This window comes from Legionella nigrisilvae, assembly GCF_977063395.2.
Window position 1 is genome coordinate 112,340 of record NZ_CDRUGZ020000043.1, and the last position, 14,892, is coordinate 127,231.

Sequence of the window (14,892 nt, forward strand, 5' to 3'; positions counted from 1 at the left end):
TGATCAGTCAATTATATGGGTTCCCGGTTTCACTTCGACCGGGGTTACATCCTAATCTACTGTAAAACTTTCTCCACATCCACATTGTCCGGTTTGATTGGGATTATTGAAAATAAATTTATAATTTAATCCCTGTTTTACATAATCAACATTCATATTTTTTAAGAAAGGATAACTGGATTTATCAATGCATACCTTATAGTTATCCGTCAAAGCGAGCACTAAATCACCTTCCTGAGGAGCCAGCACATAATCCACTACATAAGATAAACCCGAACATCCAGTTTTCTTTACTGATAAACGAATCCCAGTATACTCAGAATTTTTCTGCAAATAAGACACCAAGTGTTTTATTGCTGCTTCTGTAAAATTGATTTCAGGCACTGTACCTTCTACATGATGCACTACTACACTCATTTGTTACCTCTCAATTCGATTTATCTTCTTCAATAAAAGCAATACTTCTCTATAGACATCAACAATCCTTAATGCTATAGGATACTGGGCGACAGGGATATCTAATTCTTTCACAATGAACTGATAATCAATTTGTGGTGCAGCATCAATAGTCTTACCTTCCAGCTGTCTGCATAACCATTCCAGGCTAGCTATTACATAAGGATTACCATTAGTTTTAAAACAAGCTCGAACCATTGTACCATCTGGAATATACTGCATATAGAGCTCAATAATCCCCTGACCTTTTTGATTGTTTTTAACACCTACTGCAAAATGATCATTTAAGTCGAGTACCCCCACATGTTTCGGAGAAAAGAAATATTCTCGTACAATTTTATTATACATCATGGTGATATTTCATGCAGCCGAGTTACTTGGGTACAAATAACACTTATCGCATGCTCCACTTCTGCTTCCTTAGTAAAACGCCCAAGGGATAATCTAATGGTGCTTTGTGCTAATTCGTCACTTAATCCTAAAGCTTTTAATACGTAAGAGGGTTGGATACTAGCTGAACTGCAGGCCGACGTAGTAGATACAGCTAAATCACTTAGTGCCAGCAGTAATGAGTCCCCATCTAAACCGGCAAAGCTTATATTCAGATTACCCGCGATGCGTTTTTGTTCGTCTCCGTTAATCTGTATCCCAGGCAAATGCTTAATGCCATTCCATAAACGCTGGCGGTACATTAAAAGTCGTGCTTGCTCCTCTTCTCGCAAAAGTTCAGCTAATGCAAAGGCTTCGCCCATTCCCACAATTTGATGAGTTGGCAATGTTCCCGAGCGTAAACCTCCTTCATGTCCTCCGCCAAAGCTTTGAGGTTGAAGACGGATGCGGGGTTTATGCCTCACATAAAGTGCACCCATACCCTTGGGGCCATAGTTTTTATGTGCTGATAATGCCATTAAATCTACAGAAAGACGAGTGAGGTCAATAGGAATTTTTCCAGCACTTTGCGCTGCGTCAACATGAAAAATAATTCCTTTATCACGTAATAAAGTACCAATGCTTTCAATATCCTGGATTACTCCAATTTCATTGTTCACATGCATGACGGATACCAAAATAGTATCGGGTCTTAATGCTAGGTTTAGTTTTTCAATATCAAGCAAACCATTTGCTTCAGGGGGTAAATAAGTTATTTCGAAGCCATCTTTTTCCAAGCGGCTAAAACTATCGAGCACAGCCTTATGTTCTGTGCTCATAGTAATTACATGCTTCCCTTTATTTTTATAAAAGTGAGCGGCGCCTATTATTGCTAAATTATTCGCTTCTGTAGCTCCTGAAGTAAATACGATATCTTGAGTCGAGGCATGAATTGAATCTGCAATTTGCAAACGGGCATGCTCTACTGCAAGAGCTGCAACTCGACCGTATTCGTGAGTTACTGAAGAAGGATTACCGTAGTCCCCATCTGGGCCCAAGTAACGAATCATGTGATCTACTACACGCGGATCTACCGGTGTAGTCGCCATATAATCAAAATAGATTGGTATTTTAATTATCTCGCTCACTCCCGCCCCTTTTGCTTGCCCATTCCAGTGATTTCTGTACCTGGCTTAACATCCCACGTAATAAATTAACTTCCATTTTTTCCAAATTTACGCGATTAAATAATCGTCGTACGCGTTGCATTAAACGACGAGGATTTGACGCTTTTAAAAATTGAATCTCAATAAAAACATCTCTTAGATGTTCATAAAATTGCTCAATCTCATCTGCCGTAGCATATTCATCCTGGCGTAATGAAACTTCTGCTTTGGGCGCTAATAATTTCATTCGCAATTCATAAGCAACAATCTGTACTGCTTGTGCCAGGTTGAGCGAGCCATATTCAGGGTTGCTAGGAATATGGATATGATAATGACATTTTAGCAGCTCTTCATTAGTAAGACCTGCATGTTCTCGCCCAAAAACGATTGCAATTTGTGTATCTTCTGTTTGCTGACTTATCAAATCGGCACAGGAGGCAGGAATTAAGCCAGGCAAAGACAGACCTCTAGGTCTCGCGCTCGTTCCTAAAATTAGCTGACAACCGATCAAGGCTTCATCTAAAGTCTCTGTTACCACCGCACGCTCTAAAAGATCATCGGCACCAGCCGCCATTTCTTTTGCTTTATAATCAGGAAACGATTTGGGATTGACCAGATAAAGTGAATTTAATCCCATCGTTTTCATCGCTCTTGCTGTAGAACCTATATTCCCGGGATGAGATGTTGCAACTAATATAATGCGAATTGAACTTAACTTCATATACAAAACTTTCATTAATACATTGAGATCTCTATATCATATCATTGAACTTCGTTTTTTACGATTTTTGCTTTTTTCATATTTAACTCTATTTGCACAAAAAAAATATGATAGAATCACCGGTTTTGTAGATTAAAGAGTATATTCATGGAACCACTTTTAAATATAGCAGTTAACGCAGCACGGCAAGCCGGTGAGATAATAATTCGACATATGGAGCAAGTGGACCGACTCAAAATTACAGCTAAAAATAACCATGAATATTTTAGCGAAGTGGACATCAAGGCCGAACAAACTATTATTCATGCAATTCATAAAGCGTACCCAGATCATGGAATCCTCGCCGAAGAAAGTGGTCTTCAAGAAGGTGATAATGAGTCGATTTGGATTATTGATCCCTTGGACGGGACCTCAAACTATTTACATGGCTTTCCTTTCTTTTCCGTTTCAATCGCAGTGAAAGTTAAAGGAAGAATAGAACATGGTGTTATCTATGATCCATTACGCCATGAGTGTTTTGCTGCAAGCCGAGGACGCGGAGCGCGTTTGAATGATCGAAGAATACGTGTTTCCAAACAAACCCAACTCGTGTCATCGCTGCTAGGAACTGGTTTTCCATCTCGCGACATCAGTATCGCACAAAAATATTTACCTACCTTCGAAGCATTATTTGGTAAATGTGCAGGAGTCAGAAGAACTGGATCTGCTGCGCTGGATTTAGCTTATGTTGCCAGCGGACGCCTTGATGGATTTTGGGAGTTTGGTTTACGGCCCTGGGATATTGCGGCAGGATCACTATTAATTAGGGAAGCGGGTGGTTTGATTAGTGATTTACACGGTGGCGATGATTTCCTCAAACATGGAGACATCGTTGCTGGAACACCTAAAGTGTTTAAATCATTATTACAAACCATCTCCCCTGTCCTAAAGTAAATTGAAGCGTCTCTATTGAAAAGCCTGGTTGAAGCGCTTCACCCAGGCTACGAGACCGAGGTCTTACTTATTTAAATCCAGGCTTCACTCCAAAACTTAAGGGAAGTTCGTCAGCCAGAGCAGTCCCTAGATTTTTAGTCACGCGATCAAAAAGATTTTGCTTATGGGTATAATCAATCAAATCAGGAATCTTAACTATTTCACGAGCTAACTGCCCACTACTTGCAAATCCATCAATTAAACCCATTGCTAAAGCTTGCTCCCCAGTCCAAAAAAGACCGGAAAATGTATCATTATCAATATGTAAACGCTTTCCTCGACCTTCTTTTACGCGATTAATAAATTGTTCATGAACCTGATCCAGCATAATTTGTAGTTTTTGCTTTGCAAAATCTGTTTCAGGCGTAAAAGGATCCAACAATGACTTATTCACCCCGGAGGTTTGTAATCTTCGGGTGATTCCCACTTTGTTAATTAGATCTACAAAACCAAAACCATTATACAAAACACCTATTGAGCCAACCATACTTGCCGGACTGGCATAAATATTTTCTGCAGCAACAGCAACATAATAAGCGGCAGAAGCACATGCATCCACACAAACAGCATAAATTTTTATATCAGGGTATTTTTTTTGATAAAACTTGATCAGGTTATACATGTATTCAGCCTGCACAGGGCTACCCCCAGGACTATTAATACGTACAATTACAGCTTTTAATCCAGAGTTTTTGTAAGCTGAATCTAAGCCCTTGGCGAAATCATCAGAATTGGCTTTGGATTCTGCCATTTCACCTGTGATATCGACGATACCAACATGAGGTTTGATGTTAGTGCCTAGGTCTTCATTGGTATTTATAAACACTTGATATACTATATAGACAAGGATAAGTAAATAAATAATCCGCATGAACCACTTCCATCTGCGTTTCCTTTTTTCTTCCTTCATATAATCAATAATGATTTGATTCAGCAAAGCTTGAGAATCCGAAGTAGAATTAGGAGAATGGTTGTTTGTCATAATCATCACTTGAAATTATTAAAATAGGCCTCATTTTACGGTAGATACAATAAAATTAACACCCATTAACCCATTAGAAGGTTATATATCATGAGAATGGATAAGCTAACATCAAAGTTTCAAATAGCCTTGGCAGATGCTCAGTCTCTCGCTTTAGGGAGAGATAATGGTTTTATCGAACCAGAGCACTTAATGAAAGCGCTTTTGGATCAACAAGGAGGCAGTTGTAGACCTCTACTGAGTAAAGCGGGTGTCAATATCCCTTTATTAAGGACTCTTTTAGACCAAGCATTAGACAAACTTCCCAAAGTATCTGGAATGGGTGGTGATATTCATATTTCCAATGGATTAAATCGTCTCTTAAACCTTACTGATAAACTGGCTCAACAGAAAAAGGATAATTTCATTTCGAGCGAGCTTTTTGTTCTAGCAGCAATAAACGAGGAAGGTAGCCTTTCTCGAATGCTTAAACAAGCTGGCGGTGAAGCCAAAGCAATAGAAAACGCAATTAGTGAGTTGCGTGGCGGTGAAAGCATTAATGACGCTAATGCCGAAGAACAACGCCAAGCTTTAGAAAAGTATACTCTTGATTTAACCGCCCGAGCAGAACAAGGGAAACTGGATCCGGTAATTGGTCGCGATGATGAAATTCGAAGAACCATTCAGGTATTACAAAGACGTACAAAAAACAACCCTGTTTTGATTGGTGAGCCGGGAGTAGGTAAAACTGCAATTGTTGAGGGATTAGCCCAACGCATTATTAATGGCGAAGTTCCTGAAGGCCTAAAAAATAAACGCTTGCTCTCTTTGGATATGGGTGCATTGATTGCGGGAGCAAAATATCGCGGGGAATTTGAAGAGCGGCTCAAAGCAGTTCTTAATGATTTAGCAAAACAGGAAGGTCAAATCATTCTCTTTATTGACGAACTTCATACCATGGTGGGTGCTGGAAAAGCTGAGGGTGCTATGGATGCAGGAAACATGTTAAAACCTGCTTTAGCCCGGGGTGAACTCCATTGCATCGGTGCCACTACTCTAGATGAATACCGACAATATATCGAGAAAGATGCCGCTCTAGAACGACGTTTTCAAAAAGTTTTGGTTGATGAACCGACTGTGGAAGACACCATTGCTATTCTTCGTGGTTTAAAAGAGCGCTATGAAGTACATCATGGAGTTGAAATTACGGATCCTGCAATCGTTGCAGCAGCTACTTTATCACACCGGTATATTACGGACCGACAATTACCTGATAAAGCAATTGACTTAATTGATGAAGCAGGAAGTTTGATTCGTATGGAAATAGATTCAAAACCCGAAAGCATGGATAAATTAGAGCGACGTTTGATTCAATTGAAAATTGAACGTGAGGCACTAAAAAAAGAACATGATGAAGCCTCTAAAAAACGCCTTGAAGATCTGCAGCATTCAATTGATGAATTAGAAAAGAACTATTCTGACTTAGAAGAAGTATGGAAAGCTGAAAAAGCAACCATGCATGGGGCTACACAAATCAAAGAAGCCCTGGAACAAGCAAAACTTGAAATGGAAACTGCACGTCGAGCTGGAGATTTGAGTCGAATGTCGGAATTACAATACGGCCGCATTCCAGAGCTTGAAAAACGTTTATCCCAAGTAGCTGAAGTTGAATCGCATGAGAACAAATTAGTCCGTAATAAAGTGACCGAAGATGAGGTTGCAGAAGTCGTATCGAAATGGACAGGTATCCCTGTAGCCAAAATGATGGAAGGTGAAAAAGAAAAATTACTTCGTATGGAAGAAGTCCTTCATCATCGCCTCATAGGTCAAAATGAAGCAATCAATGCTGTATCTAATGCCATTCGTCGTTCCCGTGCCGGTTTATCCGACCCTAACCGCCCTATTGGTTCATTTTTGTTCCTTGGTCCTACAGGCGTGGGTAAGACGGAATTATGTAAAGCCTTGGCTTCATTCCTCTTTGATACAGAAGAAGCGATGGTACGTATCGACATGTCTGAATTTATGGAAAAACATTCTGTGGCTCGTCTGATTGGTGCTCCTCCTGGATACGTAGGCTATGAGGAAGGCGGATATCTAACAGAGGCAGTCCGGCGCAGACCCTATTCCGTAGTTTTACTTGATGAAGTAGAAAAAGCCCATACCGATGTGTTCAATATACTTCTGCAAGTTATGGATGATGGGCGCTTGACTGATGGCCAGGGGCGTACCGTTGATTTTCGTAATGCCATTATTGTCATGACTTCGAATCTTGGCTCCAATTTGATTCAAGAAATGGGCAATAAATTTAAATACGAGCAAATTAAAGATGCGGTTATGGAAATGGTACGCCAACACTTCCGTCCTGAATTTATTAACCGTATCGATGATACAGTGGTCTTCCACGCTCTTGCTCAAGATCAAATTGCAAAAATTGCAGGAATTCAAATTAGTTACTTGCAAAAACGCTTGAATCAACAAGATATCCATCTCAATGTAACGCAGGATGCCTTATCTCACTTAGCAGAAGCAGGTTTTGATCCAGTATATGGAGCAAGACCGTTAAAACGCACCATTCAGCAGCAACTGGAAAATCCTTTGGCACAAGATATATTGACTGGGAAATTCAAAGCAGGTGATACAATTAAAGTCACTTATAAAAACGGGGAAATCAAGTTCTCTTAGCATTAATTGTAAAAATACCTATTCATGTTTTGCGATATAAAACATCCAGCCTGGCGACTAAAAACCGCCAGGCACTTATCAATCATTCAACTAAAATCATTCAAACAAACTTGCTAACTCGTAAATCGGGACGTTAGAACCCTCCCCCAAACAAAGCCTCAGTACATTCGATTTTTAACTATACTTATTTGTACTATTTATCAATTAAGAGATCCCATGGGAAAGTATTTCTTTGTGTTGGGCCAAAAATCTTTAGAAGATGAAGAGGAAGAAGAATATCCTTTAGAACGAGGGGATGAATACTACATAAGTTCAAATAATCAACACGAATCTTTGGACCCTCTCCTCGCAGCTGAATATGCAGTCTTTTCAGGTAATTTACTACGCCATATTTTAGGCCCTGAACATCCGGAGTACCATCTTTTAAGAAATAAAACCAATACGAATTATTATCGAGCTGCAAAACTATTAAAAAACTACCGTGATTGGGATGAGGTAATTAAAATATCACCAGATGGCTCTATATATTTCCAATATGCAGAAGAACCGCCTACAAATATTCTAGAACTTAATATAGTCGGATTAATCGACTTATTTGTAGTATGTCATTTTTTAGGAGAAATCGATTGGGAAGGTGGAAATTTTGGGTTTATCAAGAATAATGATACTTTTTTGGGAATCCGATTAGACCCTGGATGTAGTTTTAATTCATTTATTATTGAAAATAATAATATTAATTTAGAAAAATATATTAATAATTTTGTACTTAATTATCTTACCAATGAAATCACAAGTAACTCGGAGGATGATAAGTATTTAACTGAAATTTTAGATCACGAGCATAAGAAATTTAAAAGTCCTGTTGCTGAAATCTTATTCTCAGATAGAGAAAGAATAATATCAACAATGATAAAAATAGCAAAACTTTCAGAAAAAGATTTACATTCAGTAAAAAGGAAATCTTTTACTGCATTTCATTTCTCTATAGCGGAAAAATTGATAGAAAAATTACTTGCTCGTAGAGAACTATATAAAACATTTATTAATCATCTCGAAACAAATGTTTTTGATGAAACTGAAGCAGACGAGCATGATGAATCAAATCCTATAGGCCCCCCAAAAAAACGTAAACAATCAATAAAATTTTTTAATCCAAGTAGTGCTGATAATCCACATCAAAGCGAACTAGATTGTGATAGCAATATTCCAGATGACGATACAAAAAGTGCTAAAAACAAGCGTATACGTATAACCCCAAGTACTAAGGGCCCATAACAACACTATAAAACCTAAAGCAGCTCCTTCATTAACATTCTACACGTTTTAATCGTTCTACTAACTTCTTTTTCACTTCAGGCCACTCTTCAGCAAGGATACTATATAAAACCGTATCTGTGACCTGTCCATTGTGATGAATCATATGTTGACGCAGAATACCCTCTTTTGTAGCGCCTAATTTGTTTAATGTATTGTAGTTTTTCACATTACGAGGATCTGTTGCGATTTGAACCCGATTAAGGCTCCACGCTTCAAATGCATTTTGAAATAACAAAAATAACGACTCATGATTGTACTGCTTACCCCATACTGATGGCGTCAGCCAGCCATAGCCCACTTCCAATTTTTTATGTTGCAAGTCGATCTCATAATAAGCTCGGCTTCCAATTAACTCGTTATCTTTAAATCTTCTTATCACATACGTGAATTGTAAACCCTGCACTTGCTTTAACAAACAATCTTGAAACCAGGAATCATAAAACTCACCATTCGCTTTATTTGGCATGTAAGTCCAAATACGGGCATCATTAGCCGGATAACGCAAATTGGCATAATGATTTATAGTAAGTGGCTCCATTTGAATGGATTGTCCAATAAGCGTCTCAAGCGTAATCGTACTGACTTTAGCTTTATTTTTAGGCATAATAAGGGCGTCAGTCATTATCGTTTCTCAATATATAAAACCATGATCAATAAATTATTTCAGCGAATAAAACAACTGTTTCAGACCTCTACAGGTAAAATTATTTCAAATGCATATCGGATTATTTCAGTTGACGAGAACTATCTTAATACAGCTAAAGTTTACGTTAAAGTCCAAGTTACTGGTGGGGCAGTCACTTTTGATAAGCCTATAAGTGAACTGTACCATAAAAAATGGTTGGATAATTTTTCGCATGAAGATGTAGCACATATCGCAGCTTTATATTCGGCCGAACAAACAAATAACCTGGATCTAATTAAAAGGTTCCCTAAACATACATCCGCCAACAAATCCAGTGTCATTAGTGTAGGAATTTTGTTTACAACTTTTTTAATTTTATCGAATTTAGCAGCCTTTAAAATTGCTGCTTTTGGTTCAATTAGTTTTGCTGCGGGTTTGATTTTTTTTCCTTTAACCTATGTTTTTGATGACATTTTGACTGAAGTATATGGATTTAAAGTGAGTCGACGGATTATTTGGATGGCATTACTGGCGAATACTATCGTTTTTTTGGGCACCTGGCTTACCATTTATCTGACTCCTTCACCCTTTTGGTCTCATCAAGAAGCTTATGCAACTGTATATCAAGGAACATTAAGGGTGTTCACAGCCTCTGTCATTAGTTATTTTTTTGGTGAATTTGCCAATTCAATTATTCTGGCCAAACTGAAAGTGTTAACATCTGGTGAGCGGCTTTGGTTGCGAGCAATTACAAGCACAATGATCGGTGTAGGTATCGATACCTTACTTTTTACTCATATTGCTTTTTTATTCATGATTCCCTATGCGGCGATTTGGCAAATTATTGGAACGATGTATTTATTCAAAGTATTGTATGAAATATGTGCATTACCCATTACTTATCATGTTTCCAATTATTTAAAGCGAAAGGATAATGTAGATCATTATGATGTGAAAACCGATTTTAATCCGTTTTCATTAGCGCTTTGATTATTCATAAAACAACAAATATCTCTGGGAATAGAAAATTGTTTCCGTTCCTTGTTTATTTCTTGGATGTATTTAAGTGCACCTCATCCTTTATTTTCTTCTTTAATCCGATCATTATTAACTCCAGCTTACAAATGGAGCCAAATTTGGACTAATACGAACCACATATGTTAGGAATGGTATTCATTTCAAAGTACTGGAAGAAAGTAGAAAGAGTGCACTTACCTCTGTAGATAATATAGAGGAGCACAGCAAATTCTTAATAAGAATTTATCTAAGAAAAGGTCTGTGAACCTATATTGAAGGTGCTTTACGTAAGAAATTCTGATAATTCAGATCTCTCTTGGAGAAATTCTGACCCAACTCAATCTTCTTGGGCTAGATCAAGTTCTCCAAGTTAATCGACAGGACTCTTCTGCCCAAGACTTCACCCAATTTACCACCAATAACTGCTATAAGATAATTTATACTGTCGACTTGTATATAAATAATCCAAATAAGATACTTTTTCAATAAAATTTAAACAGTAAGTATCACCACTTCGTCTTTTTTCTGCTCTTCCTGATAGGTGAGCTCTTTCTCAGCTCTTGCGATGGCCGTAAGCATTTTAACTTTTCCATTGAAAAATGTGCAATCCAAGACAGCGCCAGGCTCTGTTTCAAGGAATTGTTTGAGAAACTTCACCCCATTGAGCATATCGTCTTGAGTTAATTCATCCAGATTTTTTTCCAAACCTAAAGCTTGCTGAAGCGTAAAGAGTAGATCCGTATCTAGCGTTTTTGACTGTTGTAATAGCAATACATAGCCACCAAAAAGCATATAGCTGCATGTTGAATCATAACAACCTTTCATTTTGGTTAAAAAGGAGCTGTGCTCTGTGGACTCAAGGTTGTCTTGTATTAATGGAGTATAAAATAAACTAAAAATTATATTTCTGGATGTTTCTGATTCCACATATTTACTTAGGCTTGCATTTATTGCCTCATCATCTAAATTTTTAAAGACCTTAAAATCTTTATAATCTTTGGCTACCCCTTTACACCATTTTTCTATATCTTTCTCCAGCTGTTGCCGTTCATTTTCAATTTGTTCTGCTAAAGTTTTAATGAATTCAATTGCTGCAAACTGATTTAGAATAGCTGCTCCTCTTCGCGCATGTTCATCGATAATGTCCTGTAAGTAAGGTTTGAAATTTTTATCTTCAGCAAAGTGCGGGTATTTCATAAATCGAGCAACATGTTCTTTATCTTCAAGCAGCATGTTATTACGAAAAACCTCTAGTGCTTTGACAATAGTTACAACATCAAGAATTTTTAAATCATCTACTCTAAAAGTCTTTTTTACTTCGTCTAATTCTTTAAATTGCAATGCTCTTCTTATCGCTTGAAATAACCTGCAATCAGTTACATTACATTTACCCCATATCGTCCAAGAGGCATAATAATTATGATTGTCATACTCCTTAATCAATCGAAAATAACGATGAATTAAGGCCCCTAATAAAAACATTGTTCCTTGCTCTGTATCCTTTTTGTTTTCTTTCGGAATTTGGCGTAATTCATTAACCAATTGATTAAACACTTCAATTTGAGGAGTTCGATCTGATTTACATTTAATTACTTCATTTGTTCTAGCTATTAATACATCCAGTGCAGAGGATCCCTCACTGACCTGACTATCCACTACTGTATACCTTCCCAATATAGTGGAATATTTAGTTTCTAAGTTCAGCGTATTGACTCTAAGTTTTGCAAACGTTGGCGGAATAAAAGTCATACATCCTCCTTAATACATACTCATTCCCAAAGAATTCATAATTCCTCTATAAAGCCCAAATAAAGCTGAAGAATTCTTGCTAGACGAAAAATATTTTGCTTCATGAATGTCCTTTTGAATTGTTGCTCCTAATCGCTTATTTAGTTCCCGGTATGTTTCTTCTTCGCGCCGTTCATATACAAAAGTGCAATAATAACTGAACTCGCTCAAACATGAATTAAAAAAATCCTTATCCATTTCATCAAGAGATTGGATTTCTAAATGACTACGAAATAATTCAATCAAAGATTGGTAAAGATAATTACTGACTGAAGAATTATATTGGGTCCACTTGACCAAATATATTCCAATAATAACCTTACTTTTAAATTCATTGAAATCATCTAGAGTTAGCGTAAGATCTCTCTTAACAACTTTAACATATTGGATTAGTTCATAGGTCTCATCTAAACTGTGAGCCAGCATGCTTATTGTAGCCGCATCATCGATAGCAACATGATTAGGAACGAATAAAGAAAAAAAATTCAAACATCCCACATGGTGTCCATAAGATCGCGCCAAACACGTTGCTAGTTTTTTCGCTTTTTGCTGAAATTCGGCAAACTCTGTCATTGCGTCCCTCCTGCAAATCTGACCCGCAATAACTGCAACGCGTCATTGTCCAAAAATGTAAACGCCTTCATTTTTTATAGCAACCTATAAAAAATATTGCAACTATTAATTTAACTAATTGAACATAAAAAGAATTAAACGTCTTTTTTCTAGTTTTTTTATGCCCAATAAGTTCGAGGATAACTCAGCAAGTCAGATATGAAGAAATGTTTAAACTTAGATTTAGCATGGGTGCAGAGGAACCCGGGGATCTCTTGCAATCATCCTGAGTGCAACAAGGGATCTCTCATCGTAATCCTCTGTCCTGAGTCCCAAATCTATCTTGAAAACCGCTCGTCTATAGAATTGATTAACTTTTGATGAATTCCATTAAAACCTCGGTTACTCATAACCAAAACAGCATCTCCTGCTTGTACTGTATGGGTTATTTCTTTAATTATTTCGTCATGATTTTTACAAATCTTATAGGGACACGTCCAGTTGCTTATTGTTTCATGCAAATTGAAATCCTGTGGTTCTAAAACATACGCTCCATGAACGGGTTGCAAGGCATGCGCCATTTCATCCGCATGAACCCCTGTTCGCATGGTGTAGGATGCAAACTCTAACACTGCAAAAATACGTTGATGTCTATTGCTTCGTTTTAAAGCATCAACCGTTCGCATAATGGCTGTAGGATGATGTGCAAAATCATCATAAACCGTTATGTCATGTTTATTTGAGCGAACCTCTAATCGACGTTTTACAGGCGTAAACCGTTCTAAAGCCTCAGCTGCAACTTTAGGCTCGATCCCAGCGTTTACACTCGCAGCAAGAGCTGCTAGGCCATTTTCAACATTAAAACGCCCTATTAATGGCCATTTCACCTCAGCGACTTCTTTTCCATGATGTAATACTTTAAAGGCAGAGCCATTTTCCTCAATTAATTGGGCTGACCATTGAGCGTTCCCTTCCAAAGCCAACTCTTCAATGCGTGAATATTGTCCACGCTCAATAACTTCATTAAGTGCTTTATCATCTCGAGGTTTTATGGCAACACCGCTGGCAGGGATAGTTCGCAACAGATAATGAAATTGCAATTGAATCGCTGCTAAATCAGGATAAATATCAGCATGATCAAATTCCAGATTGTTCAAAATAGCAATTCTTGGGCGATAATGCATGAATTTAGGACGTTTATCAAAAAAAGCACTATCATATTCATCTGCTTCGATCACAAACCATTTACCTGTTCCGAGACAAGCACTCGTCTTAAAATCAGAAGATACGCCACCAATTAAAAAGCCAGGATTCAATCCTGCTTGATGTAAAATCCATGCAATCATTGATGTAGTAGTCGTTTTACCATGTGTCCCAGCAACAGCGATTACTCGATATTTGGATAAAATATTTTCCGCAAGCCACTGTGGTCCAGAAGTGTACTGCTTACCTGATTCAATGACCGCTTCGAGTACAGGCATCCCTCTTTTCATCGCATTCCCCACAATAACGAGATCTGCTTGCAAGGCTAAAGTAGGATCATCATACCCTTCAGTCCAGATTATCCCTTTTGCAGTAAGCAAATCGCTCACGGGTGGATAACAATTCGCATCACTACCAGTAACTTTATGACCGGCATCCCGTGCTAATAAAGCTAGAGCGCTCATAAAAGTTCCGCTTATACCTAAAATATGTAAATGCATGATAATCCTATCTCATTGTAAAAAAGAAACAGTTAATATATTAACCGCTATTAAACCAAATGCGGCTAAGACCGATTGAATTGCTGTTGTGTTTAACGCGAACTTAAATATATGGGCTATGATAACAAACTGCCAAACTGATAATCCTAAACTGAAAAACAAATAAAGAATGCCTACAAATATTAATAAGGGATTTTTTAGATTAGGAAGAGACAAGTAAGGTGCTAAAATCAATAACGGTACCACTAATATATGGATGATAATGTTGATACAGTATAACGATGTAACTGTTTGCACCAAGCGTGAAGTTAATCCTTTTAAATACAAAGCCAGATAGGTATAAATGATATAAGAAATCACCAAGTATATTGAAGTAGCGACATTATTAACGAGATCTTCGGAAGAATTAAAATAAGAATAATCCCATTCAATCGTGATCAGTAAAATCAGTAAAATACTACTTAATACCATTAGAGAAATGGAATATGGTGTATTTTCTGGACTTTCTTTTAATAAACAAATATCCCAATAACGATCAAATATAAGATGTAACATTAAGCTAA

The 14,892-nt window shown here is 37.5% G+C and carries 14 protein-coding genes; 4 read left to right on the top strand and 10 right to left on the bottom strand.

The window, feature by feature from the left end:
- Positions 1-51 precede the first annotated feature (51 nt).
- The 4 genes from ACWTE2_RS30970 to trmJ are packed head-to-tail and all read right to left on the bottom strand — an operon-like array spanning position 52 to position 2,712.
- Entirely contained in the window at positions 52-417 is a 366-nt protein-coding gene (locus ACWTE2_RS30970) for a HesB/IscA family protein (protein WP_182393422.1), read from the bottom strand.
- A gap of 3 nt (positions 418-420) precedes the next feature.
- Positions 421-807 (bottom strand): iron-sulfur cluster assembly scaffold protein, encoded by a 387-nt coding sequence (locus tag ACWTE2_RS30975; RefSeq protein ID WP_454785785.1) that lies wholly within the window; start codon positions 805-807, stop codon positions 421-423.
- The gene (locus ACWTE2_RS30980; RefSeq protein ID WP_454785786.1) at positions 804-1,973 is read right to left on the bottom strand and encodes an IscS subfamily cysteine desulfurase; all 1,170 of its coding nucleotides are present in this window, start codon (positions 1,971-1,973) and stop codon (positions 804-806) included. The genes ACWTE2_RS30975 and ACWTE2_RS30980 overlap by 4 nt, the downstream gene beginning before the upstream one ends.
- Positions 1,957-2,712 (bottom strand): tRNA (cytosine(32)/uridine(32)-2'-O)-methyltransferase TrmJ, encoded by a 756-nt coding sequence (gene trmJ / locus ACWTE2_RS30985; RefSeq protein WP_454785787.1) that lies wholly within the window; start codon positions 2,710-2,712, stop codon positions 1,957-1,959. The genes ACWTE2_RS30980 and trmJ overlap by 17 nt, the downstream gene beginning before the upstream one ends.
- Positions 2,713-2,859: 147 nt before the next feature.
- Here trmJ and ACWTE2_RS30990 point away from each other — a divergent pair, with 147 nt between their 5' ends.
- A complete protein-coding gene (locus ACWTE2_RS30990) occupies positions 2,860-3,645 on the top strand; it encodes an inositol monophosphatase family protein (protein WP_182393417.1) in 786 nt (261 codons plus the stop codon).
- Positions 3,646-3,712: 67 nt separating this feature from the next.
- Here the strand turns inward: ACWTE2_RS30990 and ACWTE2_RS30995 are convergent, their stop codons facing one another.
- Positions 3,713-4,666 carry a S49 family peptidase gene (locus ACWTE2_RS30995; RefSeq protein ID WP_454785788.1) on the bottom strand — a complete coding sequence of 318 codons (954 nt, stop codon included), beginning with the start codon at positions 4,664-4,666 and terminating at the stop codon, positions 3,713-3,715.
- Positions 4,667-4,756: 90 nt separating this feature from the next.
- Between ACWTE2_RS30995 and clpB the strand changes: the two genes are divergently transcribed.
- Both clpB and ACWTE2_RS31005 read left to right on the top strand, forming a co-directional pair.
- Positions 4,757-7,327, top strand: coding sequence for an ATP-dependent chaperone ClpB (clpB, locus tag ACWTE2_RS31000; protein WP_454785789.1), 2,571 nt, complete (start codon positions 4,757-4,759; stop codon positions 7,325-7,327).
- A 216-nt stretch (positions 7,328-7,543) separates the two neighbouring features.
- Positions 7,544-8,602 carry a hypothetical protein gene (locus ACWTE2_RS31005; RefSeq protein WP_454785790.1) on the top strand — a complete coding sequence of 353 codons (1,059 nt, stop codon included), beginning with the start codon at positions 7,544-7,546 and terminating at the stop codon, positions 8,600-8,602.
- A gap of 31 nt (positions 8,603-8,633) precedes the next feature.
- Here the strand turns inward: ACWTE2_RS31005 and ACWTE2_RS31010 are convergent, their stop codons facing one another.
- Positions 8,634-9,266 (bottom strand): GNAT family N-acetyltransferase, encoded by a 633-nt coding sequence (locus ACWTE2_RS31010; RefSeq protein ID WP_454785791.1) that lies wholly within the window; start codon positions 9,264-9,266, stop codon positions 8,634-8,636.
- Positions 9,267-9,290: 24 nt separating this feature from the next.
- On the opposite strand from ACWTE2_RS31010, the gene ACWTE2_RS31015 reads away from it, so the two are divergent.
- Entirely contained in the window at positions 9,291-10,259 is a 969-nt protein-coding gene (locus ACWTE2_RS31015) for a queuosine precursor transporter (protein ID WP_454785792.1), read from the top strand.
- A 519-nt stretch (positions 10,260-10,778) separates the two neighbouring features.
- Here the strand turns inward: ACWTE2_RS31015 and ACWTE2_RS31020 are convergent.
- From ACWTE2_RS31020 to ACWTE2_RS31035, 4 genes are all read right to left on the bottom strand, one after another.
- On the bottom strand, positions 10,779-12,035 hold the full coding sequence (locus ACWTE2_RS31020; protein ID WP_454785793.1) for a hypothetical protein: 1,257 nt from the start codon (positions 12,033-12,035) through the stop codon (positions 10,779-10,781).
- 9 nt (positions 12,036-12,044) lie between these two features.
- The gene (locus tag ACWTE2_RS31025; protein WP_454785794.1) at positions 12,045-12,647 is read right to left on the bottom strand and encodes a hypothetical protein; all 603 of its coding nucleotides are present in this window, start codon (positions 12,645-12,647) and stop codon (positions 12,045-12,047) included.
- A gap of 317 nt (positions 12,648-12,964) precedes the next feature.
- Positions 12,965-14,329, bottom strand: a complete 1,365-nt coding sequence (gene mpl / locus ACWTE2_RS31030) for a UDP-N-acetylmuramate:L-alanyl-gamma-D-glutamyl-meso-diaminopimelate ligase (RefSeq protein WP_454785795.1) — start codon at positions 14,327-14,329, stop codon at positions 12,965-12,967.
- 12 nt (positions 14,330-14,341) lie between these two features.
- A complete protein-coding gene (locus ACWTE2_RS31035; RefSeq protein WP_454785796.1) occupies positions 14,342-14,884 on the bottom strand; it encodes a hypothetical protein in 543 nt (180 codons plus the stop codon).
- Between the last annotated feature and the right edge of the window lie 8 nt (positions 14,885-14,892).

Coding starts and splice junctions, on each gene's coding strand:
- ACWTE2_RS30970 (WP_182393422.1), bottom strand. CDS start 417: ATGAGTGTAGTAGTGCATCATGTAGAAGGTACAGTGCCTGAAATCAAT.
- ACWTE2_RS30975 (WP_454785785.1), bottom strand. CDS start 807: ATGATGTATAATAAAATTGTACGAGAATATTTCTTTTCTCCGAAACAT.
- trmJ (WP_454785787.1), bottom strand. CDS start 2,712: ATGAAGTTAAGTTCAATTCGCATTATATTAGTTGCAACATCTCATCCC.
- ACWTE2_RS30990 (WP_182393417.1), top strand. CDS start 2,860: ATGGAACCACTTTTAAATATAGCAGTTAACGCAGCACGGCAAGCCGGT.
- ACWTE2_RS30995 (WP_454785788.1), bottom strand. CDS start 4,666: ATGACAAACAACCATTCTCCTAATTCTACTTCGGATTCTCAAGCTTTG.
- clpB (WP_454785789.1), top strand. CDS start 4,757: ATGAGAATGGATAAGCTAACATCAAAGTTTCAAATAGCCTTGGCAGAT.
- ACWTE2_RS31005 (WP_454785790.1), top strand. CDS start 7,544: ATGGGAAAGTATTTCTTTGTGTTGGGCCAAAAATCTTTAGAAGATGAA.
- ACWTE2_RS31010 (WP_454785791.1), bottom strand. CDS start 9,266: ATGACTGACGCCCTTATTATGCCTAAAAATAAAGCTAAAGTCAGTACG.
- ACWTE2_RS31015 (WP_454785792.1), top strand. CDS start 9,291: ATGATCAATAAATTATTTCAGCGAATAAAACAACTGTTTCAGACCTCT.
- ACWTE2_RS31020 (WP_454785793.1), bottom strand. CDS start 12,035: ATGACTTTTATTCCGCCAACGTTTGCAAAACTTAGAGTCAATACGCTG.
- ACWTE2_RS31025 (WP_454785794.1), bottom strand. CDS start 12,647: ATGACAGAGTTTGCCGAATTTCAGCAAAAAGCGAAAAAACTAGCAACG.
- mpl (WP_454785795.1), bottom strand. CDS start 14,329: ATGCATTTACATATTTTAGGTATAAGCGGAACTTTTATGAGCGCTCTA.
- ACWTE2_RS31035 (WP_454785796.1), bottom strand. CDS start 14,884: ATGTTACATCTTATATTTGATCGTTATTGGGATATTTGTTTATTAAAA.